The organism is Pseudomonas frederiksbergensis (genome assembly GCF_000802155.2).
In the GTDB taxonomy this organism is placed as follows: domain Bacteria; phylum Pseudomonadota; class Gammaproteobacteria; order Pseudomonadales; family Pseudomonadaceae; genus Aquipseudomonas; species Aquipseudomonas frederiksbergensis_A.
The window spans coordinates 62,234-84,604 of sequence record NZ_JQGJ02000007.1 but is presented as its reverse complement, the minus strand read 5'-3'; the positions used below and the strand labels follow the sequence as shown (position 1 = coordinate 84,604).

Annotated in this window: 18 protein-coding genes, 4 tRNA genes and 1 riboswitch; of the genes, 19 read left to right on the top strand and 3 right to left on the bottom strand. The window is 60.4% G+C overall.

Annotation, left to right across the window (positions count from 1 at the left end; all coding sequences use genetic code 11):
• The first annotated feature begins 84 nt into the window (after positions 1 to 84).
• From JZ00_RS15100 to astE, 7 genes are all read left to right on the top strand, one after another.
• The gene (locus JZ00_RS15100) at positions 85 to 1,305 is read left to right on the top strand and encodes an aspartate aminotransferase family protein (RefSeq protein ID WP_039591860.1); all 1,221 of its coding nucleotides are present in this window, start codon (positions 85 to 87) and stop codon (positions 1,303 to 1,305) included.
• A gap of 174 nt (positions 1,306 to 1,479) precedes the next feature.
• Positions 1,480 to 2,499, top strand: coding sequence for an arginine/ornithine succinyltransferase subunit alpha (aruF, locus tag JZ00_RS15095; protein ID WP_039591861.1), 1,020 nt, complete (start codon positions 1,480 to 1,482; stop codon positions 2,497 to 2,499).
• 54 nt (positions 2,500 to 2,553) lie between these two features.
• On the top strand, positions 2,554 to 3,579 hold the full coding sequence (gene astA, locus JZ00_RS15090) for an arginine N-succinyltransferase (RefSeq protein ID WP_039591862.1): 1,026 nt from the start codon (positions 2,554 to 2,556) through the stop codon (positions 3,577 to 3,579).
• Positions 3,576 to 5,045 (top strand): succinylglutamate-semialdehyde dehydrogenase, encoded by a 1,470-nt coding sequence (gene astD / locus JZ00_RS15085; protein WP_196304797.1) that lies wholly within the window; start codon positions 3,576 to 3,578, stop codon positions 5,043 to 5,045. The genes astA and astD overlap by 4 nt, the downstream gene beginning before the upstream one ends.
• Before the next feature lie 146 nt (positions 5,046 to 5,191).
• Positions 5,192 to 6,538, top strand: coding sequence for an N-succinylarginine dihydrolase (gene astB, locus JZ00_RS15080; RefSeq protein ID WP_039591864.1), 1,347 nt, complete (start codon positions 5,192 to 5,194; stop codon positions 6,536 to 6,538).
• Positions 6,539 to 6,607: 69 nt separating this feature from the next.
• Complete coding sequence (locus tag JZ00_RS15075) at positions 6,608 to 6,895, top strand: hypothetical protein (RefSeq protein ID WP_039591865.1); 288 nt, start codon at positions 6,608 to 6,610, stop codon at positions 6,893 to 6,895.
• A gap of 12 nt (positions 6,896 to 6,907) precedes the next feature.
• Positions 6,908 to 7,915, top strand: coding sequence for a succinylglutamate desuccinylase (astE, locus tag JZ00_RS15070; RefSeq protein WP_039591866.1), 1,008 nt, complete (start codon positions 6,908 to 6,910; stop codon positions 7,913 to 7,915).
• Between the two features lie 59 nt (positions 7,916 to 7,974).
• Here astE and JZ00_RS15065 read toward each other — a convergent pair whose 3' ends face one another.
• Entirely contained in the window at positions 7,975 to 8,484 is a 510-nt protein-coding gene (locus JZ00_RS15065) for a 6,7-dimethyl-8-ribityllumazine synthase (protein WP_039591867.1), read from the bottom strand.
• Positions 8,485 to 8,585: 101 nt separating this feature from the next.
• Positions 8,586 to 8,753, bottom strand: a riboswitch (FMN riboswitch).
• A gap of 269 nt (positions 8,754 to 9,022) precedes the next feature.
• On the opposite strand from JZ00_RS15065, the gene ltaE reads away from it, so the two are divergent.
• The 7 genes from ltaE (at position 9,023) to JZ00_RS15030 (ending at position 14,985) form a co-directional block, all read left to right on the top strand.
• A complete protein-coding gene (gene ltaE, locus JZ00_RS15060; RefSeq protein WP_039591868.1) occupies positions 9,023 to 10,027 on the top strand; it encodes a low-specificity L-threonine aldolase in 1,005 nt (334 codons plus the stop codon).
• Positions 10,028 to 10,173: 146 nt separating this feature from the next.
• Entirely contained in the window at positions 10,174 to 12,798 is a 2,625-nt protein-coding gene (gene alaS, locus JZ00_RS15055; protein WP_039591869.1) for an alanine--tRNA ligase, read from the top strand.
• Positions 12,799 to 12,883: 85 nt separating this feature from the next.
• Positions 12,884 to 14,125, top strand: a complete 1,242-nt coding sequence (locus tag JZ00_RS15050) for an aspartate kinase (RefSeq protein ID WP_039591870.1) — start codon at positions 12,884 to 12,886, stop codon at positions 14,123 to 14,125.
• A 185-nt stretch (positions 14,126 to 14,310) separates the two neighbouring features.
• On the top strand, positions 14,311 to 14,499 hold the full coding sequence (gene csrA / locus JZ00_RS15045) for a carbon storage regulator CsrA (protein ID WP_003178872.1): 189 nt from the start codon (positions 14,311 to 14,313) through the stop codon (positions 14,497 to 14,499).
• Positions 14,500 to 14,561: 62 nt separating this feature from the next.
• Positions 14,562 to 14,652 (top strand) — tRNA-Ser (locus tag JZ00_RS15040).
• Between the two features lie 107 nt (positions 14,653 to 14,759).
• Positions 14,760 to 14,836, top strand: a tRNA-Arg gene (locus JZ00_RS15035).
• 72 nt (positions 14,837 to 14,908) lie between these two features.
• A tRNA-Arg gene (locus JZ00_RS15030) sits at positions 14,909 to 14,985 on the top strand.
• Between the two features lie 47 nt (positions 14,986 to 15,032).
• On the opposite strand, the gene JZ00_RS15025 is transcribed toward JZ00_RS15030, so the two are convergent.
• Positions 15,033 to 15,518, bottom strand: coding sequence for a cell envelope protein SmpA (locus JZ00_RS15025; RefSeq protein ID WP_080942570.1), 486 nt, complete (start codon positions 15,516 to 15,518; stop codon positions 15,033 to 15,035).
• A 321-nt stretch (positions 15,519 to 15,839) separates the two neighbouring features.
• On the opposite strand from JZ00_RS15025, the gene mgtE reads away from it, so the two are divergent.
• Positions 15,840 to 17,282: a magnesium transporter gene (gene mgtE, locus JZ00_RS15020; protein WP_046509794.1), complete on the top strand. Its 1,443-nt coding sequence runs from the start codon at positions 15,840 to 15,842 to the stop codon at positions 17,280 to 17,282.
• A gap of 119 nt (positions 17,283 to 17,401) precedes the next feature.
• On the opposite strand, the gene JZ00_RS15015 is transcribed toward mgtE, so the two are convergent.
• Positions 17,402 to 17,728, bottom strand: coding sequence for an Arc family DNA-binding protein (locus tag JZ00_RS15015; protein ID WP_010226671.1), 327 nt, complete (start codon positions 17,726 to 17,728; stop codon positions 17,402 to 17,404).
• A gap of 525 nt (positions 17,729 to 18,253) precedes the next feature.
• On the opposite strand from JZ00_RS15015, the gene JZ00_RS15010 reads away from it, so the two are divergent.
• From JZ00_RS15010 to JZ00_RS14995, 4 genes are all read left to right on the top strand, one after another.
• Positions 18,254 to 18,330: transfer RNA gene (locus tag JZ00_RS15010), tRNA-Arg, on the top strand.
• Between the two features lie 223 nt (positions 18,331 to 18,553).
• Positions 18,554 to 20,161, top strand: a complete 1,608-nt coding sequence (locus tag JZ00_RS15005) for a tetratricopeptide repeat-containing response regulator (protein WP_039591871.1) — start codon at positions 18,554 to 18,556, stop codon at positions 20,159 to 20,161.
• Entirely contained in the window at positions 20,154 to 20,846 is a 693-nt protein-coding gene (locus tag JZ00_RS15000) for a sensor histidine kinase (protein ID WP_039591872.1), read from the top strand. Before JZ00_RS15005 ends, JZ00_RS15000 begins: the two co-directional genes overlap by 8 nt.
• Before the next feature lie 240 nt (positions 20,847 to 21,086).
• Entirely contained in the window at positions 21,087 to 22,328 is a 1,242-nt protein-coding gene (locus JZ00_RS14995) for a glutamine synthetase family protein (protein WP_198725496.1), read from the top strand.
• Positions 22,329 to 22,371 lie beyond the last annotated feature (43 nt).

The following is a 22,371-nucleotide window of genomic DNA, read 5'->3' as shown; positions in this document are numbered from 1 at the left end:
CGGCAAGGCCGGGCTGAAAACTGTCCTTACAATCCTTACCAAGCCCGCCAGTTCCAGGCGGGTGTTCCTCATCAGGAGACTCCGATGTCCGTTGAGCAAGCCGCGGTACAACGCGCCGATTTCGACCAGGTTATGGTTCCCAACTATGCACCTGCTGCCTTCATTCCTGTGCGTGGTGCCGGTTCCCGCGTGTGGGACCAGTCCGGTCGCGAGTTGATCGACTTTGCTGGCGGTATCGCAGTCAACGTACTGGGCCATGCCCACCCGGCGCTGGTCGGTGCACTGACCGAACAGGCCAACAAGCTGTGGCACGTGTCCAACGTCTTCACCAATGAACCGGCCCTGCGCCTGGCTCACAAGCTGGTCAACGCGACCTTCGCCGAGCGTGCGTTCTTCTGCAACTCCGGCGCCGAAGCCAACGAGGCCGCCTTCAAGCTGGCCCGTCGCGTTGCATTCGATCGTTTTGGCAGCGAAAAATACGAGATCATCGCCGCGCTCAACAGTTTCCACGGCCGTACCCTGTTTACCGTCAACGTCGGCGGGCAGTCGAAGTACTCCGACGGTTTCGGGCCTAAAATTACCGGCATCACCCACGTTCCTTATAACGATCTGGCGGCTTTGAAAGCCGCCATTTCCGACAAGACCTGCGCGGTGGTGCTGGAACCGATCCAGGGCGAGGGCGGTGTGCTGCCGGCCGAGCAGGCCTACCTGCAAGGCGCCCGCGACCTGTGCGATGCCCACGACGCGCTGTTGGTATTCGACGAAGTGCAGACCGGCATGGGCCGCAGCGGCCACCTGTTCGCCTACATGCATTACGGCGTGGTCCCGGACATCCTCACCAGCGCCAAGAGCCTGGGCGGTGGTTTCCCGATCGCGGCGATGCTCACCACCGAAGCGCTGGCCAAGCACCTGGTCGTTGGTACCCACGGCACCACCTACGGCGGCAACCCGCTGGCCTGTGCGGTGGCCGAAGCGGTAATCGACGTGGTCAATACCCCAGAAGTGCTCGGTGGCGTCAAGACCAAGCACCACAAGTTCAAGGCGCGCCTGGAGCAGATCGGCGAAAAATACGGCCTGTTCACTCAGGTGCGTGGCTTGGGCCTGCTGATCGGTTGCGTGCTGAACGACGCTTGGAAAGGCAAGGCCAAGGACATCTTCAACGCCGCCGAACAGGAAGGCCTGATGATCCTGCAAGCCGGCCCGGACGTGATTCGCTTCGCCCCGAGCCTGGTGGTGGAAGACGCCGACATCGACGAAGGCCTGGATCGCTTCGAGCGGGCTGCAGCGAAGTTGACCCAAGCCTGAGGCTGAGTGGGACCCCTTGTGGGGGCGGGGTTGCTCGCGAAGAGGCTGTCACATTCAGCGCAAATGTTGCCTGACAAACCGCCTTCGCGAGCAAGCGCGCTCCCACATTGAACATTTTTTTCTCTGTGTCGACCCAATGGTCGAACCGTTTATTTCAAGTTAAGGAGTGACACCATGCTGGTGATGCGCCCCGCGCAAATGGCTGACCTGGGTGAGGTACAGCGCCTGGCTGCGGACAGTCCGATCGGTGTCACTTCCTTGCCGGATGACGTGGAACGCCTGAGCGACAAGATCGCCGCAAGCGAAGCCTCGTTTGCCGCCGAAGTCAGCTTCAACGGTGAAGAGAGCTATTTCTTCGTCCTTGAAGACACCGCGACCGGCAAGTTGGCCGGCTGTTCGGCCATTGTCGCTTCGGCCGGTTACTCCGAACCGTTCTACAGCTTTCGCAACGAGACCTTCGTTCACGCCTCCCGTGAGTTGAAGATCCACAACAAGATCCACGTTCTCTCCCAGTGCCACGACCTGACCGGCAACAGTCTGCTGACGAGTTTCTACGTCGTGCCGGAACTGGTCGGATCGCCTTGGGCCGAACTCAACTCCCGTGGGCGCCTGCTGTTTGTCGCCAGCCACCCGGAGCGCTTCGCCGATTCGGTGGTGACCGAGATCGTCGGCTATAGCGATGAGAATGGCGACTCGCCGTTCTGGGACGCCATCGGTCGCAACTTCTTCGACCTCAACTACGCCGCCGCCGAGCGCTTGTGCGGGCTGAAAAGCCGGACCTTCCTCGCCGAGCTGATGCCGCATTACCCGATCTACGTGCCGCTGCTGCCGGATGCCGCCCAGGAAGCCATGGGCCAGGTCCACCCGCGTGCGCAGATCACCTTCGACATCCTGATGCGCGAGGGCTTCGAGACTGATCACTACATCGACATCTTCGACGGTGGCCCGACCCTGCATGCCCGTGTCTCGGGCATCCGCTCGATCGCCCAGAGCCGCGTGGTGCCGGTCAAGATTGGTGAACCGGTCAAGGGTGCCGGCCGCCAATACCTGGTGGCCAATGCCCAATTGCAGGATTACCGCGCCGTGCTGCTTGAGCTCGATTACGCACCAGGCAAGCCAGTGACGCTGGACATGGAAGCGGCCGAAGCCTTGGGCGTCGGCGAGGGCGCCAGCGTGCGCCTGGTAGCCGTATAACGCTTTACAGCTGAGTTTCGCGGGTGGCGTGAGCGGCCCGTCTGAGGAGATAGCATGATCGTTCGTCCCGTACGCAGCAGCGATTTACCCGCCCTGATCGCCCTGGCCCGCAGCACCGGTACCGGCTTGACCACCTTGCCAGCCAATGAAGAACGCCTGGCCCATCGGGTCGGTTGGGCCGAGAAGACCTTTCGCGGTGAAGCCGGGCGAGGCGATGCGGACTATCTGTTCGTGCTCGAGGACGACGACGGTCGCGTGGTGGGCATTTCCGCCATCGCCGGCGCCGTGGGCCTGCGTGAGCCTTGGTATAACTTCCGGGTCGGCCTGACGGTCAGCGCGTCCCAGGAACTGAACATCTACCGGGAAATCCCGACGTTGTTCCTGGCCAATGACCTGACGGGCAATTCCGAGCTGTGCTCGTTGTTCCTCCACGCCGACTACCGCAGTGGTCTCAACGGCCGGATGCTGGCCAAGGCGCGATTGCTGTTCATCGCCGAATTCCCGCAGCTGTTTGGCAACAAGATCATCGCCGAGATGCGCGGCATGTCCGACGACAACGGGCGTTCGCCATTCTGGGAAAGCCTGGGCCGGCATTTCTTCAAGATGGAATTCAGCCAGGCCGATTACCTGACCGGCGTCGGTAACAAAGCGTTCATCGCCGAGCTGATGCCCAAGTTCCCGCTGTACACCTGTTTCTTGTCCGAAGATGCCCGGGCCGTGATTGGCCAGGTTCATCCCGATACCGAACCGGCATTGTCGATGCTCAAGAGCGAAGGTTTCAGCTATCAGGGTTACGTCGACATCTTCGACGCCGGCCCGGCGGTGGAATGCGAAACCGGCAAGATCCGCGCGATTCGCGACAGCCAGGCGCTGGTGCTGGCCATCGGTACGCCGGGCGATGACGCCACGCCGTTCCTCATTCATAACCGCAAGCGCGAAGATTGCCGCATCACCGCTGCACCGGCCCGCTTTGCCGCAGGCACCTTGGTGGTCGATCCGCTGACCGCCAAACGTCTTCAACTCAACGCTGGCGACCAGGTGCGTGCCGTGGCGTTGTCCGCTGCCCGGGAGTCGAAATAATGAAATCGTTGTACATTGCTGGAAGTTGGCTGGAAGGCCAGGGCGACGTCTTTGAGTCGTTGAACCCGGTGACCCAGCAAGTGCTGTGGTCTGGAAAAGGCGCGACCGCGGCCCAGGTGGAGTCCGCCGTGCAGGCGGCGCGCCAGGCGTTTCCGGACTGGGCGCGACGCCCGCTGGATGAGCGCATCCAGGTGCTGGAAGCCTTCGCCGGCACCCTGAAGACGCACGCTGACGAATTGGCCCGTTGCATCGGTGAGGAAACGGGCAAGCCCCTGTGGGAAGCGGCTACCGAAGTCACCAGCATGATCAACAAGGTCGCGATCTCGGTGCAGAGCTACCGCGAGCGTACCGGCGAGAAAAGCGGCCCCCTGGGCGACGCGACTGCGGTCCTGCGCCACAAGCCCCACGGCGTGGTGGCGGTGTTCGGACCCTACAACTTCCCTGGCCATTTGCCCAACGGGCACATTGTGCCGGCGCTGCTGGCGGGCAACTGCGTGTTGTTCAAGCCCAGCGAGCTGACGCCGAAAGTCGCCGAGTTGACGGTCAAGTGCTGGGTCGAAGCCGGCCTGCCGGCGGGCGTGCTGAACCTGCTGCAAGGCGCGCGGGAAACCGGCATTGCCCTGGCGGCGGAGCCGGGGATCGACGGCTTGTTCTTCACCGGCTCCAGCCGCACCGGCAATCTCTTGCACCAACAGTTTTCCGGCCGTCCGGACAAGATCCTCGCGCTGGAAATGGGCGGCAACAATCCGCTGGTGGTGGATGAGGTGGCGGACGTCGATGCGGCGGTGTACACCATCATCCAGTCCGCCTTCATTTCCGCCGGCCAGCGCTGCACCTGCGCACGCCGCCTGCTGGTGCCGGACGGCCCCTGGGGCGATGCCCTGCTGGCGCGCCTGGTGCAAGTCAGTTCGACCCTGGACGTAGGGGCCTTCGACCAACAACCGGCGCCATTCATGGGTTCGGTGGTTTCCCTGGCCGCCGCGAAGGCCTTGATGGATGCGCAGAACCATTTGTTGGGCAAGGGCGCGGTGCCACTGTTGGCCATGACCCAGCCACAGCCCCAGGCTGCGTTGTTGACGCCAGGTATCCTCGACGTCACCGCCGTGGCCGAGCGTCCCGACGAGGAGCTGTTCGGACCGTTGCTGCAGGTCATCCGCTACAAGGATTTCGCAGGCGCGATCGCCGAAGCCAACAACACTCAATATGGCTTGGCCGCCGGGTTGTTGTCGGACTCCCAGGAGCGCTATGAGCAGTTCTGGCTGCAAAGCCGCGCCGGTATCGTCAACTGGAACAAGCAACTGACCGGCGCCGCCAGCAGCGCCCCGTTCGGCGGTGTCGGCGCGTCGGGCAACCATCGCGCCAGCGCTTATTACGCGGCCGATTATTGCGCGTATCCGGTGGCTTCCCTGGAAACACCAAGCCTGGTGATGCCGGCTGCCCTGACCCCCGGCGTGAAAATGGCGTAGCCCTTTTCGCGAGCAGGCTCGCTCCCACAGGGATTTGCAAAGTCCTTGTGTGGGAGCGAGCCTGCTCCGGGCGGCGATCCGACGATGGCCGCGCTTACAGCCGATATTGATGCCTATAAAAAACAGATTCTCGTGGAGCCTCGCTGATGAAATCCTATGAAGTCAACTTTGACGGTCTAGTGGGGCCGACCCATAACTACGGCGGGCTCTCCTACGGCAACGTCGCCTCCCAGAGCAACAGCCAGCAGTCTTCCAACCCCAAGGAAGCAGCGCTGCAGGGCCTGGCGAAAATGAAGGCGCTGATGGACATGGGCTTCCAGCAAGGTGTGCTGGCGCCGCAGGAGCGCCCCGACGTGGCGGCCCTGCGCCGGCTGGGCTTTGCCGGCAGCGACGCGCAGGTCATCCAGCGGGCCGCGAAAGAAGCGATGCCGTTGCTGGTTGCCAGTTGCTCGGCCTCGAGCATGTGGGTGGCCAACGCCGCCACGGTCAGCCCGAGCGCCGACACCGCCGATGGCCGCGTGCATTTCACTGCAGCCAACCTGAACTGCAAATACCACCGCAGCATCGAGCATCCGACCACCAGTCGCGTGTTGGGGGCGATGTTCGCGAACCAGCAACACTTCGCCCACCACGCCGCATTGCCGGCCGTGGCGCAGTTCGGCGACGAAGGCGCGGCCAACCACACCCGTTTCTGCCGCGCGTATGGCGAGGCCGGTGTCGAATTCTTCGTCTTCGGTCGCAGTGCTTTCGACAACCGTTATCCGGCGCCGCAAAAATACCCGGCGCGCCAGACCCTCGAAGCCTCCCAGGCGGTTGCCCGCCTGCACGGCCTGAGGGAGGAGGGCGTGGTCTACGCGCAACAGAACCCGTCGGTGATTGATCAGGGCGTGTTCCACAACGACGTGATCGCGGTGGGCAATGGCGAAGTGCTGTTCTACCACGAGGACGCGTTCCTCGGGACTGACAAAATGTTGGCCGAGCTGAGCGGCAAACTCGCCAAGGTCGGTGGGAAATTTCAATCGGTGTGCGTACCGCGTTCGGCGGTCACCGTCGATGACGCAGTACGTTCCTACCTGTTCAATAGCCAGTTGCTGTCGCGTCCTGACGGCTCGATGCTGTTGATCGTGCCGGAAGAATGCCGTAGCAACGAACGCGTCTGGCAGTACCTGCAAGGCCTGACGGGCGCTGGCGGGGTGATCCGTGAAGTGAAGGTCTTCGATCTCAAGCAAAGCATGCAGAACGGCGGCGGCCCGGCTTGCCTGCGGTTGCGCGTGGCGCTGAACGAAACCGAACTGGCGGCCGTCAACCCAGGGGTTATCATGACCGCGCCGCTGTACGATTCGCTGACCCAATGGGTCGAGAACCACTACCGCGACCGCATGACCGAAAACGACCTGGCGGACCCGCAATTACTGCTCGAATGCCGGTCGGCCCTGGATGAGCTGACACAAATCCTTAAACTTGGCTCGGTCTATCCTTTCCAGATCAATTGAAAGCGCGCGCGACCTGACTACAGTCAAAGCAGGGCGCGTTGCCTTATCCCCACACGAGAACGTAAAGACATGAGCGATACCCTGCAGCTGATCCTTGAAGACACCGACGGCACGCAACTGGAAACCTCCTGCACCCGCGTCGCGGTGATGTGGCAGGGCAAGGAGTTGTGGATCCAGCAAGATGGCCGCGGTCAGCTGCTGATCGGCGTCGACGTCGAGGAAGGGGACGAGGAATACGCCAACCTGCTGTTGCGTCCGTTGGCCACCAACCTGGTCAGCCTGCAACTGGAAATGGAGCCGGCGGAGCTTGGCGATGACGACCACGTCCATGGCCCGGATTGCGGCCACGACCATTAAGGAAACCGCACTATGCTCGCCCTCGGCAAACTGCTTGAACTGACCCTCGCCGGCCGTGAACCGGCGGAGAAGACTCAACTGACTGTCGAAGGCGTACGGATGCGCTGGTTGAGCGAGGGCGCGCTGGAGGTCAAGCCGCCCGAAGCCCGGGATAATGGCCTGGACCTGCTGCTGTCGGCCGGTATCCACGGCAACGAAACCGCGCCGATCGAATTGCTCGACCGCCTGCTGCATGACATCGCCCGTGGCGACCTGAAGCCCCGTGCACGCGTTCTTTTCCTGTTTGGCAATCCCGAGGCCATTCGTCGCGGCGAGCGCTTCGTCGAACAGGACGTCAACCGCTTGTTCAATGGTCGCCATGAGCTGAGCGGCGGCCCCGAGGCGTTGCGCGCCTGTGAACTGGAACGGCTGGCGGCGAGTTTCTTCAGCGTGCCGGACCGCAGCCGCTTGCACTACGACCTGCACACCGCCATTCGTGGCTCGAAGATCGAGCAGTTCGCCTTGTACCCGTGGAAGGAAGGCCGCCAGCATTCGCGCCGAGAACTGGCGCGCCTGCGTGCGGCGGGCATGGAGGCGGTGTTGTTGCAGAACAAACCGTCCATCGTGTTCAGCGCCTATACCTACGACCAGCTTGGCGCCGAGTCCTTCACCCTGGAACTGGGCAAGGCCCGGCCATTTGGCCAGAACGACGGCGTCAATGTCGGCTTGTTGGAAACCCGTCTGCACCAGATCATCGAAGGCAACGAGCCGGAGACGGAAGGCAGCCTGGACGGTCTTCAATTGTTCAGCGTGGCCCGGGAAATCATCAAGCACAGCGACAGCTTCCGCCTGAACCTGCCGGCAGATATCGAGAACTTCTCCGAGCTTGAAAAAGGTTATGTGCTGGCTGAGGACATCGCCCAGACCCGCTGGGTGATCGAGGAGGAGGGCGCGCGGATCATCTTCCCGAACCCCAGGGTCAAGAATGGCTTGCGGGCTGGCATTTTGATCGTGCCGGCGACGGATGAAAGCCTGGCCTGACGCCCAGATCATTCCAGTGTGGGAACGGGCAGCCCGCTCCCACAGGCTTTTTCCAGCTTTTAGACCGCTACCGCCCGCTGTTCGCTGCGACGCAATGCCCGGGTCTTGTGCAGCGTATCGGCGCAGGTTTTCGCCGCTTCCTGGCCCTTGTGCACGAAGTGCTCGAAGAAGAACTTCTGATGTTCTTCCCCAGCGTGGAAGTGATGCGGCGTCAGCACGACCGAGAACACCGGTACTTCGGTTTCCAATTGCACCTGCATCAAGCCGCTGATCACCGATTGGGCGACGAATTCGTGGCGGTAGATGCCGCCATCCACCACCAGGCCGGCGGCGACGATACCGGCGTAGCGGCCTGATCTGGCCAGCAGCTTGGCGTGCAGCGGGATTTCGAACGCGCCGCCGACTTCGAAAAAGTCGATGTCACTTTCCTGGTAGCCCTGGCTGAGCATTTCGGCGACGAAGCCTTTACGGCTCTGGTCGACGATTTCCTTGTGCCAGCAGGCTTGGATGAACGCGACGCGCTCGCCCGGATGGGTTTTGGCCTTGCTGTCGATTGCGGTGGGTTGCATGTTCTGGTTCCTGTTTGTGTGAAAAACAGGGCGTCATGAATCGAAGGGGATTCGAGGGTGCGCCGGGCACAAGACAGTCGCAGGCGGCCCTTGGGTGTCAATCCCGTTCTCTCTTCATCCGGACTATGACCGTCGGCCCCGGGATCACACCGGGTCTGCTGACCTTGTCGATACATCCCAAAAACGATGTGCCGCCAAGCGCTCGCGGGCTATGCGCATTGCGCGCAATTACCGCCGGTGGGGAATTGCACCCCGCCCTGAGAACGTTTTGCCGCCACATTTTGTGACGGCGGACGATTTTTAACACATATTCCGATGCAGTGCATGACCTGGAGCCAAGGGCACGCACTGTGGCGAGGGAGCTTGCTCCCGTTGGAATGCGAAGCAGACCCAATCTCTGGCGGCTTCTTCGTAGCCGAGCGGGAGCAAGCTCCCTCGCCACGGAAATTCCTTGGGCCGGGCTTGATTAATTCTGCTCTTGCCCGCAGTAATTGCCCTCCGAAAGGGAATTCTCCCACCAGAACCCGAGGCCAGATTCATGAGTGTTATCGATCTTCGCAGCGACACGGTCACCCAACCTTCCGCCGGCATGCTGGATGCCATGGCCAGTGCGCCGACCGGCGACGATGTATATGGCGAAGACCCGACCGTCAATCGCCTCGAAGCTGAACTGGCCGCGCGCCTGGGGTTCGCTGCGGCGCTGTTCGTGCCCACGGGCACCATGAGCAACCTGTTGGGGTTGATGGCCCACTGCGAGCGCGGCGATGAATACATCGTCGGCCAACAGGCCCACACCTACAAATACGAAGGCGGCGGTGCGGCGGTGCTCGGCTCGATCCAGCCCCAGCCCCTCGAAGTGCAGGCGGATGGCTCTTTGGACCTGGCGCACGTCGCCGCGGCGATCAAGCCCGATGACTTTCATTTTGCCCGCACCCGCTTGCTGGCCCTGGAAAACACCATGCAGGGCAAGGTGCTGCCGCTGGAGTACCTGGCCCGTGCGCGGCGTTTCACCCAGGAGAATGGCCTGGCCCTGCATCTTGATGGCGCGCGATTGTACAACGCGGCGGTCAAGCTGAATGTCGATGCCCGGGACATCACCCAGTATTTCGATTCGGTATCGGTGTGCCTGTCCAAGGGCCTCGGCGCTCCCGTGGGCTCGGTCCTGTGCGGCAGCGCCGAATTGATCGGCAAGGCGCGCCGGCTGCGCAAGATGGTCGGTGGCGGCATGCGCCAGGCCGGGATCCTCGCGGCGGCGGGGCTGTATGCGCTGGAGCACAACGTCCAGCGCCTGGCCGATGACCACGCCAATGCCCTGCGGCTCGCCGAGGGCCTGCGGGCTGCGGGCTTCGAGGTCGAGCCGGTGCAGACCAACATGGTCTACGTAGAGATGGGCGAGCGGGCCGGGGCGGTCAAGGCGTTTGCCGATGAGCGGGGCGTCAAGCTCAGTGCGGCGCCACGCTTGCGAATGGTGACGCACATGGACGTGAGCGCGGCGCAAATCGACCAGGTAATCGCCACTTTCGTCGAATTTTCCCGCCAATGACCGGGTAACCGGGCCAATTGACCATTTCTATCGCATAAACACGCTGTACCCCACGCGCAGGGCCGATATAATGCGGCCCTTTGCCGTTGCTTCGTCTGTTGACGTTTTGCACAGGCCTTTGGCCGCAGCCTCCGTGGAAGAACCTAATGAAAAGCGCAGAAATCCGTGAAGCCTTCCTTCGCTTCTTCGAAGAGCAAGGCCACACCCGAGTAGCCTCCAGCTCTTTGATCCCGGGCAACGACCCGACCCTGCTGTTCACCAACGCGGGGATGAACCAGTTCAAGGACTGCTTCCTGGGCCAGGAAAAACGTGCGTACACCCGTGCGGTGAGCAGCCAGAAATGCGTACGTGCCGGCGGCAAGCACAACGACCTGGAAAACGTCGGCTATACCGCCCGTCACCACACGTTCTTCGAAATGCTGGGCAACTTCAGCTTCGGTGACTATTTCAAGCGCGACGCCATTACCTTCGCCTGGACCTTCCTCACGTCTGACAAGTGGCTGAACCTGCCCAAGGAAAAACTCTGGGTAACGGTCTACGCCACCGACGACGAAGCCTATGACATCTGGACCAAAGAAGTCGGTGTCCCGGCAGAGCGCATGGTGCGCATCGGCGACAACAAAGGCGCGCCTTACGCCTCCGATAACTTCTGGACCATGGGCGACACCGGCCCGTGCGGCCCTTGCACCGAGATCTTCTACGATCACGGCGCCGACATCTGGGGCGGCCCACCCGGCTCGCCGGAAGAAGACGGCGACCGCTACATCGAGATCTGGAACAACGTCTTCATGCAGTTCAACCGCACCGCCGATGGTGTGTTGCATCCGCTGCCAGCGCCGTCGGTCGATACCGGCATGGGCCTGGAGCGGATCAGCGCGGTGCTGCAGCACGTTCATTCCAACTATGAAATCGACCTGTTCCAGAGCCTGCTGAGCGCATCGGCCAAGGCCATCGGTTGCACCAACGACAACCAGGCTTCGCTGAAAGTGGTCGCCGACCACATCCGTTCCTGCGGCTTCCTGATTGCCGACGGTGTGCTGCCGTCCAACGAAGGTCGCGGCTACGTGCTGCGCCGGATCATTCGTCGCGCCTGCCGTCACGGCAACAAGCTGGGTGCCAAGGGCAGCTTCTTCTACCAGATCGTCGCGGCGTTGGTGGCCGAGATGGGCGAGGCGTTCCCTGAACTCAAGTCCCAGCAAGCGCACATCGAACGCGTGCTCAAGGGCGAAGAAGAGCAATTCGCCAAGACCCTGGAGCAAGGCCTGAAGATCCTCGAGCAGGACCTGGCCGAACTCAAGGGCAACGTGGTGCCGGGCGACGTGGTGTTCAAGCTGTACGACACCTACGGCTTCCCGATGGACCTGACCGGCGACATCGCCCGCGAACGCGACCTGACCCTCGACGAGGAAGGTTTCGAGCGCGAGATGGAAGCCCAGCGTGTGCGCGCACGCTCCGCCAGCTCCTTCGGCATGGACTACAACAGCCTGGTCAAGGTCGATGTGGCCACCGAATTCACCGGCTATACCGCGACCACCGGTTCGGCGAAGATCGTCGCGATCTATAAGGACGGACAATCGGTCGACATCCTGAGCGAAGGCCAGGAAGGCGTCATCGTGCTGGACAAGACCCCGTTCTACGCCGAATCCGGCGGTCAGATCGGCGACAGCGGTTACCTGCAAGCGGGCAGCTCGCGTTTCGACGTGCGTGACACCACCAAGACCGGCGGCGCCTTCCTGCACCACGGCGTGCTGGCGTCGGGCAGCTTGATGATCGCTGCTCCCGTGGCGGCCCATGTCGATGCCGAGGTTCGTCACGCGACGTCCCTGAACCACTCCGCCACGCACTTGCTGCACGCAGCGTTGCGCCAGGTGCTGGGCGAGCATGTCCAGCAAAAAGGTTCGTTGGTGGACAGCCAGCGCCTGCGCTTCGACTTCAGCCATTTTGAAGCCATCAAGCCGGAGCAGATCAAGGCGCTGGAAGACATCGTCAACGCTGAAATCCGCAAGAATTCCCCGGTGGAAACCGAAGAAACCGATATCGAGACCGCCAAGCGCAAGGGCGCGATGGCGTTGTTCGGCGAAAAATATGGCGACAACGTGCGCGTGCTGAGCATGGGCGGTGATTTCTCCGTCGAGCTGTGCGGTGGCATCCACGCCAATCGCACCGGCGACATCGGCCTGCTCAAGATCATCAGCGAAGGCGGCGTGGCCTCCGGCGTACGGCGTATCGAGGCGGTCACTGGCGCAGCAGCGCTGGCGTACCTCAACGCGGCTGAAGAACAACTCAAGGAAGCGGCGAGCCTGATCAAGGGCAGTCGCGACAACCTGATCGACAAGCTGTCGGCTGTGCTGGAGCGCAACCGCTTGCTGGAAAAGCAACTCGAGCAGTTGCAGGCCAAGGCCGCCAGTGCCGCGGGTGATGATCTGTCGGGCCAGGCCGTGGACGTCAAGGGCGTGAAAGTGCTGGCCGCGCGTCTCGACGGCCAGGACGGCAAGGCCTTGTTGGCGCTGGTCGATCAACTGAAAAACAAACTCGGTCGCGCAGTGATCCTGCTCGGCGGTGTCCATGAGGAAAAGGTCGTTCTCGTCGCAGGCGTGACCAAAGACCTGACTGGCCAACTCAAAGCCGGTGATTTGATGAAGCAGGCCGCTGCGGCAGTGGGCGGGAAGGGCGGTGGTCGTCCGGACATGGCGCAAGGCGGCGGTACCGACGCCGGCGCATTGGACGCGGCACTGGCCCAGACCGTTGCATTTGTAGAGCAGGGTATTTAAGACAGCGCTCCGGGTTCGCCGAGGTGGGCCCGGCCGCTGTTGATTGATTATTTGGGCGCCCTTCATGGGCAGAGGCGGCTTTGAAATGGCTTTGATCGTACAGAAATTTGGAGGCACCTCGGTCGGCACCGTCGAGAGAATCGAACAAGTCGCCGACAAGGTTAAGAAATTCCGTGACGCTGGCGACGACCTGGTGGTCGTGCTGTCGGCCATGAGCGGCGAGACCAACCGTCTGATCGATCTGGCCAAGCAAATCAGCGGCGACCAGCAACCGGTCCCCCGTGAGCTGGACGTGATCGTGTCCACCGGCGAACAGGTGACTATTGCCTTGCTCGCCATGGCGCTGATCAAGCGTGGCGTGCCGGCGGTGTCCTACACCGGCAACCAGGTGCGCATCCTGACGGACAGCGCGCACAATAAAGCGCGTATCCTGCAGATCGACGATCAGAAAATTCGCGGTGACCTGAAGGCCGGTCGCGTCGTGGTTGTCGCCGGTTTCCAAGGTGTGGATGAGCACGGCAACATCACCACCCTGGGTCGTGGCGGTTCCGATACCACGGGTGTTGCGCTGGCGGCAGCCCTCAAGGCTGACGAGTGCCAGATCTACACCGATGTGGACGGCGTCTACACCACCGATCCACGGGTCGTGCCCGTGGCTCAACGCCTGGACAAGATTACCTTCGAAGAGATGCTGGAAATGGCCAGCCTCGGTTCCAAGGTGTTGCAGATCCGTGCGGTTGAATTCGCCGGCAAGTACAACGTTCCGCTGCGCGTCCTGCACAGCTTCAAGGAGGGTCCGGGCACCCTCATTACTATTGATGAAGAGGAATCCATGGAACAGCCGATCATTTCCGGCATCGCTTTCAACCGCGATGAAGCCAAGCTGACCATCCGTGGTGTGCCAGACACCCCCGGCGTGGCCTTCAAGATCCTCGGCCCGATCAGTGCCGCCAACATTGAAGTCGACATGATCGTGCAGAACGTTGCCCACGATAACACCACCGACTTTACCTTCACTGTGCACCGCAACGACTACCAGTCCGCCGAAGCCGTACTGAAGAAGACGGCCGACGAGATCGGTGCCCGGGAAGTGGTCGGCGACACCAAGATCGCCAAGGTCTCGATCGTCGGTGTCGGCATGCGTTCCCACGCAGGCGTGGCCAGCCGCATGTTCGAATCCCTGGCCAAGGAAAGCATCAACATCCAGATGATCTCCACATCGGAAATCAAGGTTTCCGTGGTGATTGAAGAGAAGTACCTGGAGCTGGCCGTGCGCGCCCTGCACACGGCGTTTGAACTCGACGCTGCGGCCCGACAGGGCGAGTAACGCGTTGTGCCGAGGGCGCGGTTTTCACCGCGCCCTTTGTTTTTCTGAATGGCGTGTCCCAAAACTGTTCTTTTGCGCGCGCTGGTCAATACTAGGCCTGTGGGCTGCGACCGTTTCGGTTGTTGGTTCCATGCCTTTTTTTTGCAGACAGTTGTCCCTTAAGTGAATCGCGTGAGGAGAAAGGTATGCTGATTCTGACCCGTCGGTGTGCAGAAAGCCTGATTATTGGTGATGGCGAAATCACCGTGACCGTGCTCGGCGTCAAAGGAAACCAAGTGCGCATCGGCGTCAACGCCCCGAAAGAGGTCGCTGTGCACCGGGAGGAAATCTACCTGCGTATCAAGAAAGAGAAGGACGACGAACCAAGCCATTAATTTTTATCGATTTTTATGTTTGCAAACGGGGATGAAGGTGGTTAATATACGCCCCGTGTTGCGGAGAGCTGGCCGAGTGGCCGAAGGCGCTCCCCTGCTAAGGGAGTACACCTCAAAAGGGTGTCGGGGGTTCGAATCCCCCGTTCTCCGCCATTATTCGTTTAGTGCGTTAGAATCTGGCTTGATCGGTAAGTGATTGAAATTACTGAAAAAAGCGCTTTACAAAAGGATTTGACGACCTATAATGCGCGGCAACAAATGCACTCGTAGCTCAGCTGGATAGAGTACTCGGCTACGAACCGAGCGGTCACAGGTTCGAATCCTGTCGAGTGCACCATTTAAGAGTTGCTTGCAGTAATGCAAATAACTTGGCTTCAACCAGTTGTGATCTGGTATAAAACCACAACTTGCACTCGTAGCTCAGCTGGATAGAGTACTCGGCTACGAACCGAGCGGTCACAGGTTCGAATCCTGTCGAGTGCACCAAACACCAAAAAGCCTGCGTTCAACGCGGGCTTTTTGCTGTCTGCGATTCAGCTTTTTACGCACCCTCTCTCATCGAATACAACTTCTGCACTGCGACCCCTCTTGGTTTTGTAGGTGTACCGCGTGCTCGAATTCCGAACCTTGATCGTGTCCGGTTTGCCCAGTGCGCTCACGACGTCCCTCTGGCTCATGCCGGCGACGATTCGTTGGTTCAAGATGGCATCGCGGCGTTGGCTGGCGTTGATCAGGTTTCCACAGCTGTCTTCCAGTTGGCCGACAATGGTCGGTTCCTTGCGCCTGGTTTTGTTGCTGAATGTTTTTCGGCCTTCGGCTTCGGGCAGCATCGGCTCGATATGGCTTGGGCTGAATGAGTGGATCTGTTGCAGCGTCAGGGTGTCTCCCTGTTCGCAGCTAAGGGTTGTGAATGTGACGTGTCCTGCGTCGTTTTCGCAGCGATGCACAACATGATCGGCAGCCCAGGGAGACAGGCAGGGCAGGGTGGCGAGTAAAAACAGATAGCGGCATAAGGGCATGCAACCGTCCTCCTTGGCGGTAAATGAAGAAGGTTAGCCGCTGCATTTTTGCCTGATGGTGTGTTTTCTTTTCAGAATAAGTCGTCGTAGAAACAGACATTCAGCCTGTGTTCAGGTTTGTCTCGCAAGCGCTTGTTCTTGCCATGATTTTTTAACGTGTTACGGCGCCAAGCGGTGTATGATTGCGCCCGTCAGCCCCGCCGGGGCTTTGGAATATCTTCATGGACTTACCCAGTAGTTACTCAACAGCTTGTTTTGCCAATCATGAATTAACTGATTGATCCTTCCGGCGTGCTCCACTGCTGGGAGTGGAGTTCGCCTATGACTGAAATAGAAGTAAAAAAAACGCAGGAAAGCCTTCAGGATCGCCTCGCTCAAGTCGTTGAGCTGCTGCATCGCCAGCGGGTCGTGGAAGACCTGACGCATCGCCAGGAAGGTCCGCATTCCGATCGGGTCGAAAACCTGGTCCACCGGCAGAATCTCGTCGAGTTGCAGCGCAAGCTCGACGATCTGCACTCGGCCGACGTCGCCTACATCCTTGAAGCCTTGCCGCTGGAAGAGCGCCTGACGGTCTGGCAATTGGTCCAGGCCGATCGCGACGGCGACATCCTGCTCGAAGTGTCCGACTCGGTTCGTGAGACCCTGATCGCCGACATGGATGATCATGAGCTTCTCGCTGCGGCCAAGGAGATGGACGCCGACGAGCTCGCCGACCTTGCTCCTGAGCTGCCCCGCGACGTTGTCCACGAGCTGATGGAAGCCCTTGATGGCCAGCAGCGCGAGCGTGTGCGCTCTGCACTGTCCTATGACGAGGAGCAGGTCGGTGCGCTGATGGACTTCGAGATGGTGACGATCCGCGAGGACGTCAGCCTTGAAGTGGTCTTGCGTTACCTGCGTCGCCTCAAGGAGTTGCCAGGGCATACCGACAAACTCTTCGTGGTCGATTACGACGGTGTGCTCAAGGGCGTGCTGCCAGTCAAGCGCTTGCTGGTCAACGATCCGGAGAAGCAAGTGGCCGAGGTCATGGCCAGCGATCCCGTGAGCTTCCATCCCGACGAAAACGCCTACGATGCGGCACAGGCGTTCGAACGTTACGACTTGATTTCTGCGCCGGTGGTGGACAAGAACGGCAAACTGATTGGCCGTCTCACCATCGACGAAATGGTTGACCTGATCCGGGAGGAAAGCGAAAGCGAAGTCCTCAGCATGGCGGGTCTGCGCGAAGAAGAAGACATTTTCGCCTCGGTCTGGAAGTCCTTGCGTAACCGCTGGGCCTGGCTGGCGATCAACCTGATCACGGCTTTTGTCGCATCCCGTGTCATCGGCCTGTTCGAAGGTTCAATTGAAAAACTGGTGGCCCTTGCGGCTTTGATGCCCATCGTTGCCGGTATCGGCGGCAACTCCGGCAACCAGACCATTACCATGATTGTCCGCGCGATGGCCCTGGACCAGGTCAGTACGGGCAATACATCGCGGTTGATGCGCAAGGAGTTGGCGGTTGCCTTGATCAACGGCGTCGTCTGGGGTGGGGTGATCGGCGTGGTAGCCTATCTGCTTTATGGCAGTTGGTCGCTGGGCGTGGTCATGACCGCTGCGATGACGCTCAATCTGCTATTGGCCGCGTTGATGGGCGTCTTGATCCCCATGACGCTGGCGCGCCTGGGGCGTGACCCGGCGATGGGCGCGAGCGTGATGATCACTGCCATGACGGACAGCGGCGGGTTCTTCATTTTCCTGGGCTTGGCGACGATTTTCCTGCTCTGAATGGCTTATCAAGAAGCCCGCCTGACCGGCGGGCTTTTTTCTGGGGTGGTTTTTCCTGGTCGCCAGATTCCGGACAAAAAAAAGCCAGCGCTAGGCTGGCTTTAATATCTTTGCCTCGATCAGGACGCGTCCGCGGCCATTTCGGCATCATGAGCAATCAGCGAAACGAGGGCGTTCTGCTGGCGATGGGAAAGTTGTCGGAAGCGTTGGAGCAACTCGCGCTCATGCAGCGACAGCTCCGGGCTGTCCAGGCGCATGCTCAACTCTTCACCCAATGCACCTTCCTGAATCAGGCTTTGCTCTAGGCGCGCGATGATTTCGGAGTTCATGCTGCGGTGATGATTACGAGCCACCTCGGCAATGCGTTCCCGCATTCCGTCTGGCAGACGTACGACGAACTTGTCAGCCGTACGGCTGGAATAAATTGCCTGTTTCATTGGGCGCATATTTATTTAACCGGTTAGTTCAGGGGAGCGGTTCTGGGATTGGCCGCAGGATGTCGATAGGACAAGACCCGCAGCCAAATGTTCAACCTGAATTGTTAAGAGGCCCGCATCATGCCTCAAAATTGCCAGATCATTGGCGCCAATTCTGTGACAAATTCTGATCCGGGTAAAGGCGTTATGCCAGTACCCTTCATCAAAAAATGCGGACTGGTTTGAAAAAACATACAGGTTCCGCAGTTGTGACCACTGCATCGTGTCGTTGTGCCATACCGTTGGGCGGATAACCGGTACGCAACAAAACGCCTGCGTCCTTGTTTTGTATAGGATAGTGGCAAAATGCCGATTTACTAGGCCGGCAGGTCCGGGATGGATGAATGGTGCTGTATTTACGCGGTCTTCCCTCGGCGCGACGCCTGCGTCGTACCATTTGCCTACACTTAAAAGGCAGCGACGACATGACAAACGCGAGAGTGGCCGTTAACATGCTCGCCGTCCAACGCACCGCGTTTCTCGTGGTCGACCCATGTCTCAGTAGCTCAATTGGATAGAGCATCCCCCTCCTAAGGGGAAGGTTGGCAGTTCGAACCTGCCCTGGGACACCATTTTATTATCCCGCAGTCCTGCAACCCCCCTACGATCTCCTTAACGGAACGCCATTTGCGGCCGATAACCCGATGAGTCTCCTTTCCTGACGTCCCTGCGTCCTGGAACGGCTCGCGGTATGCGTCGTGGGTGTCTATCATCTGCGCGCCTCGCCGGCCGTGGAGGCGATGTTTCGTTTGTTTTGCCATTGAGTTCATTTTCTTATTTGCCTGGACATCCTCGATGCTGGCGTACCACCAAAAAAGTTTTCTGATCGTCGATGATTTCTCGGATTTCCGCAGCTCCGTCCGGTCGATGTTGCGGGAGTTGGGCGTCAAGGACGTGGACACCGCCGACACCGGTGAAGTGGCACTGCGCATGTGCTCGCAAAAGCGTTATGACTTCATCTTGCAGGATTATCACCTGGGTGACGGGCGCAAGAATGGCCAGCAGGTGCTGGAAGACCTGATGGTCGAGAAGTTGATCAGCCATGAGAGCGTCTTTCTCATGGTGACTGCCGAGACCAGCCAGGCAATGGTGCTCAGTGCCCTGGAACATGAGCCGGATGCGTACCTGACCAAACCATTCAATCGCTCCGGCCTGGCCCAGCGGTTGGAGCGCCTGGAGCAGCGCAAGACGTTGCTCAAGCCGATCCTGCAGGCGCTCGATCGCGGCAAGCCGATGGAAGTGCTCAATGCTTGCATCGCCCTGTGCAAGCAGGACCCGCGCTACGGGCCGCTGTGCCTGCGTTATCGGGCCGATGCGCTGCGCGACCTGAATCAGAACGAGGCCCTTGAGCGGTTGTACAACTCCATCATCGCTGATCGCCCGTTGCCATGGGCTTATGCGGGGTTGGGAAAATTGCTGTTCAAGCGCGGGCAGATCGGCGAAGCCAAGGCTGTCTATGAAAAAGCCCTGAAAGTCTTCCCGATGATGCCGGCCCTGTATGACGGCATGGCCGATGTGCTGGTGGCCGAGGGCGACACGAAGCAAGCCCAGAACATATTGGAAGAAGCGGTGCGCCTGTCGCCGTTGGCGGTGCGTCGGCAGTCCCTGTTGGGCAAGTTGGCGATGACCAACGAGGATTACGAGACCGCGTCCAAAGCCTATCGCCAGGCGGTTGGGCAGGGCGCGCAATCGCGATTCAAGGATCCGGAAAGCAACCTTGGCCTGGCCCATGCCTTGATCAGCAAGGGCAGCGAAAAGGGCCTCGACACCCGGACTAGGCTCGAAATCAATACCACGCTCAGCGCGGTTGCAAAGGACAACCCCAGCGATCCGGGCCTGCAGGTTCGAGCGCGGCTGATGAAAGCAACGAGCCTGTTGCTCAACGATGCCGAAACCGCCGAGAAGCTCACCGAGCAAGCCTTGCAGCGTCTCGATGGCATGGAACAATTCATGAGCGCCGAAGCAGCGTTGCTGGTGGCCAAGCAGTTGCAGATGCTCGGCCAGACCAGTGCCGGCGAGTCGATGCTCAAGAACTGCGCGGAAATCTACGGTGATGATCCGGCCGTGATGCAGGGCATCGCCAAGCTCACCGACGATCCGAATATCCTCAACCAGGGCAACGCCGCCGCCGAGCTGAACCGCGAAGGCGTGCGCGTCTACAAGACCGGCGCATTGCCCGAGGCGCGGGAGCTGTTCCGGCGTGCCCTGAAGATGCAACCGAAGAACATCAGTATTGCCCTGAATATGGCGCAATCCCTGCTGCACGGCACTGATACCAGCGTGGAATCGGAGTTGCTGCAGGAGTGTCGCGCCTGCCTGAAACTGGTGGGCATGATGCCCGACACCGATGCGCGTCATGCGCGTTATCAGAAACTGCGGAGCAAGGCATTTGGCGATGAATGACAGCGAACAGGCGCTCGATTTTTCCACGGTGATCGCGTCTACCGTGCATGACATGAAAAACTCCCTGACCTTGCTCATGCAGGCCCACACGCAATGGCTCGAGCGCTTGCCGGAGCCTGAGCGGCAGACCTCGGAGCAGGGCGTGATCGAGTTCGAGTTTGCCCACCTCAATGGCCTGCTGGTGCAGTTGCTCGGGTTGTACAAGCTGGGTGTCAATCAGCTGCCGCTGCATCCGGCCTACCACGAGCTGGATGACTTCATTGAAGCGCAATTGGCCGGTCATCAGGATGTATTCCGCAGTCGCGGGATCATGGCCACCTATGAGGTCGATCCGCTGAGCCCGTTGGGTTTCTTCGATCGCGAGCTGATTGCTTCGGTGCTCGACAACATGATCAACAACGCCATTCGCCACGGGCGCCAGGCATTGTTGATCAGCGTGAGCGACGAGGCCGGGCAGTTGGTGCTGACGATCAATGACGACGGCGAAGGCTATCCGGCCGAGATGATCGAGCGTCAGGCCGAATACGTGCAAGGCATCAACCACAGCAGTGGCAGCACTGGGCTGGGCTTGTATTTCGCCGCCAGGATCGCCGCGCTGCACCAGCGCGGCGGCTTGAGCGGGCGTACCGAGATTGCCAACGGCGGTGTGCTGGGCGGTGGAGTGTTCAGGCTTTATCTGCCCTGAGCCAATCTTCGGTCGGTACAGAACCCTATGGGTTCGATGTCAGATGTTTATTGTCTCGGGATGCTTGATATTCCGAACAGCCGGAGCCTATTTTGTACGGGTTGCCGTTCGCGGCTCGCACACAACAAGGATTGCGTCATGACGACCGATGGCCAGCGTTCACTCGCACAGCGATTGACGGGCATTGATGAGATTGAATGTGTCACGCCGGATTTGAATGGCGTACCCAGGGGCAAGGTAATGAGCGCCGAGGGCTTTCTTGAAGGCCGGCGGTTGCAGATGGCGCGGGGTGTGCTGCTGCAATGCATCATGGGCGGTTATCCGCCAGCGCGCTTTTATGGCAGTGACGATGGCGACCTGGCGTTGGTGCCCGATCCGCAGCAGATTCATCGCTTGCCGTGGAGCCATCCGCCACGCGCCTTGGCGATCTGCGATGCCGACGAACTTAGCGGTGAAAGCTCGCCTTTGTCGACGCGTGGCCAGCTCAAGGCCGTGATCGCTCGGTATGCCGCGCTCGGGTTGGCGCCGGTCGTGGCGACGGAGCTGGAGTTCTTTGTGTTCGCCGCCAATCCGGATCCTGCCCAGCCATTCCTGCCGCCGGTGGGCCTGGACGGTCGGCGCGAAGATGGCCAATCGGCGTTCAGCATCAGTTCCAACAACGGCCTGCGTCCGTACTTCACTGAAGTTTATGAATGCATGGCAGCCTTGGGCTTGCCGCGCGACACATTCATGCATGAAATGGGCGTCAGCCAGTTCGAAATCAATCTGCTCCACGGCGATGCTCTGCGACTGGCTGACCAGACATTCCTGTTCAAGCACCTGCTCAAGGAAGTGGCCCTCAAGCATGGCCTGACGGTGGTCTGCATGGCCAAGCCGCTGGCGCGGACGCCGGGCAGTTCGATGCACATTCACCAGAGCGTGATTGAGCTGGGCAGTGGTCGCAATGTGTTCAGCGACGAGGCGGGCGAGCCGACGGCAACGTTTCGGCACTTCATTGGCGGGCAGCAGGCCTGCATGGCGGATTTCACCGCGTTGTTCGCGCCGAACGTGAACTCCTATCACCGCCTCTGCCATCCATTTGCCTCGCCAAACAATGCCTGCTGGTCCCATGACAATCGTTCGGCCGGGTTGCGCATTCCTGCGAGTCCGCCGGTGGCCAGGCGGGTCGAGAATCGTTTGCCGGGGGCCGACGCCAATCCTTACCTGGCGATTGCCGCCAGCCTGGCGGCGGGACTCCATGGCATTGAAAATCGCCTGGAACCAGACGCGGCGATCCAGGGCGAATTCGAAGTGCCGGACAATCTGTCCTTGCCATGTACCTTGCATGCAGCCCTTGAGCGTCTCAAGCGTAGCCACTTGGCGAAGGAACTGTTCGGTACCGAGTTCATCGAAGGCTACATTGCCTCGAAGACCCTGGAACTGACCAGTTTCTTTGACGAAATCACGCCCTGGGAGCGGCGCGTCTTGGCGGCCCAGGCATAACGAACCGTCGCATTCGGGCTATCTTCGAACGATAGCCCTTACT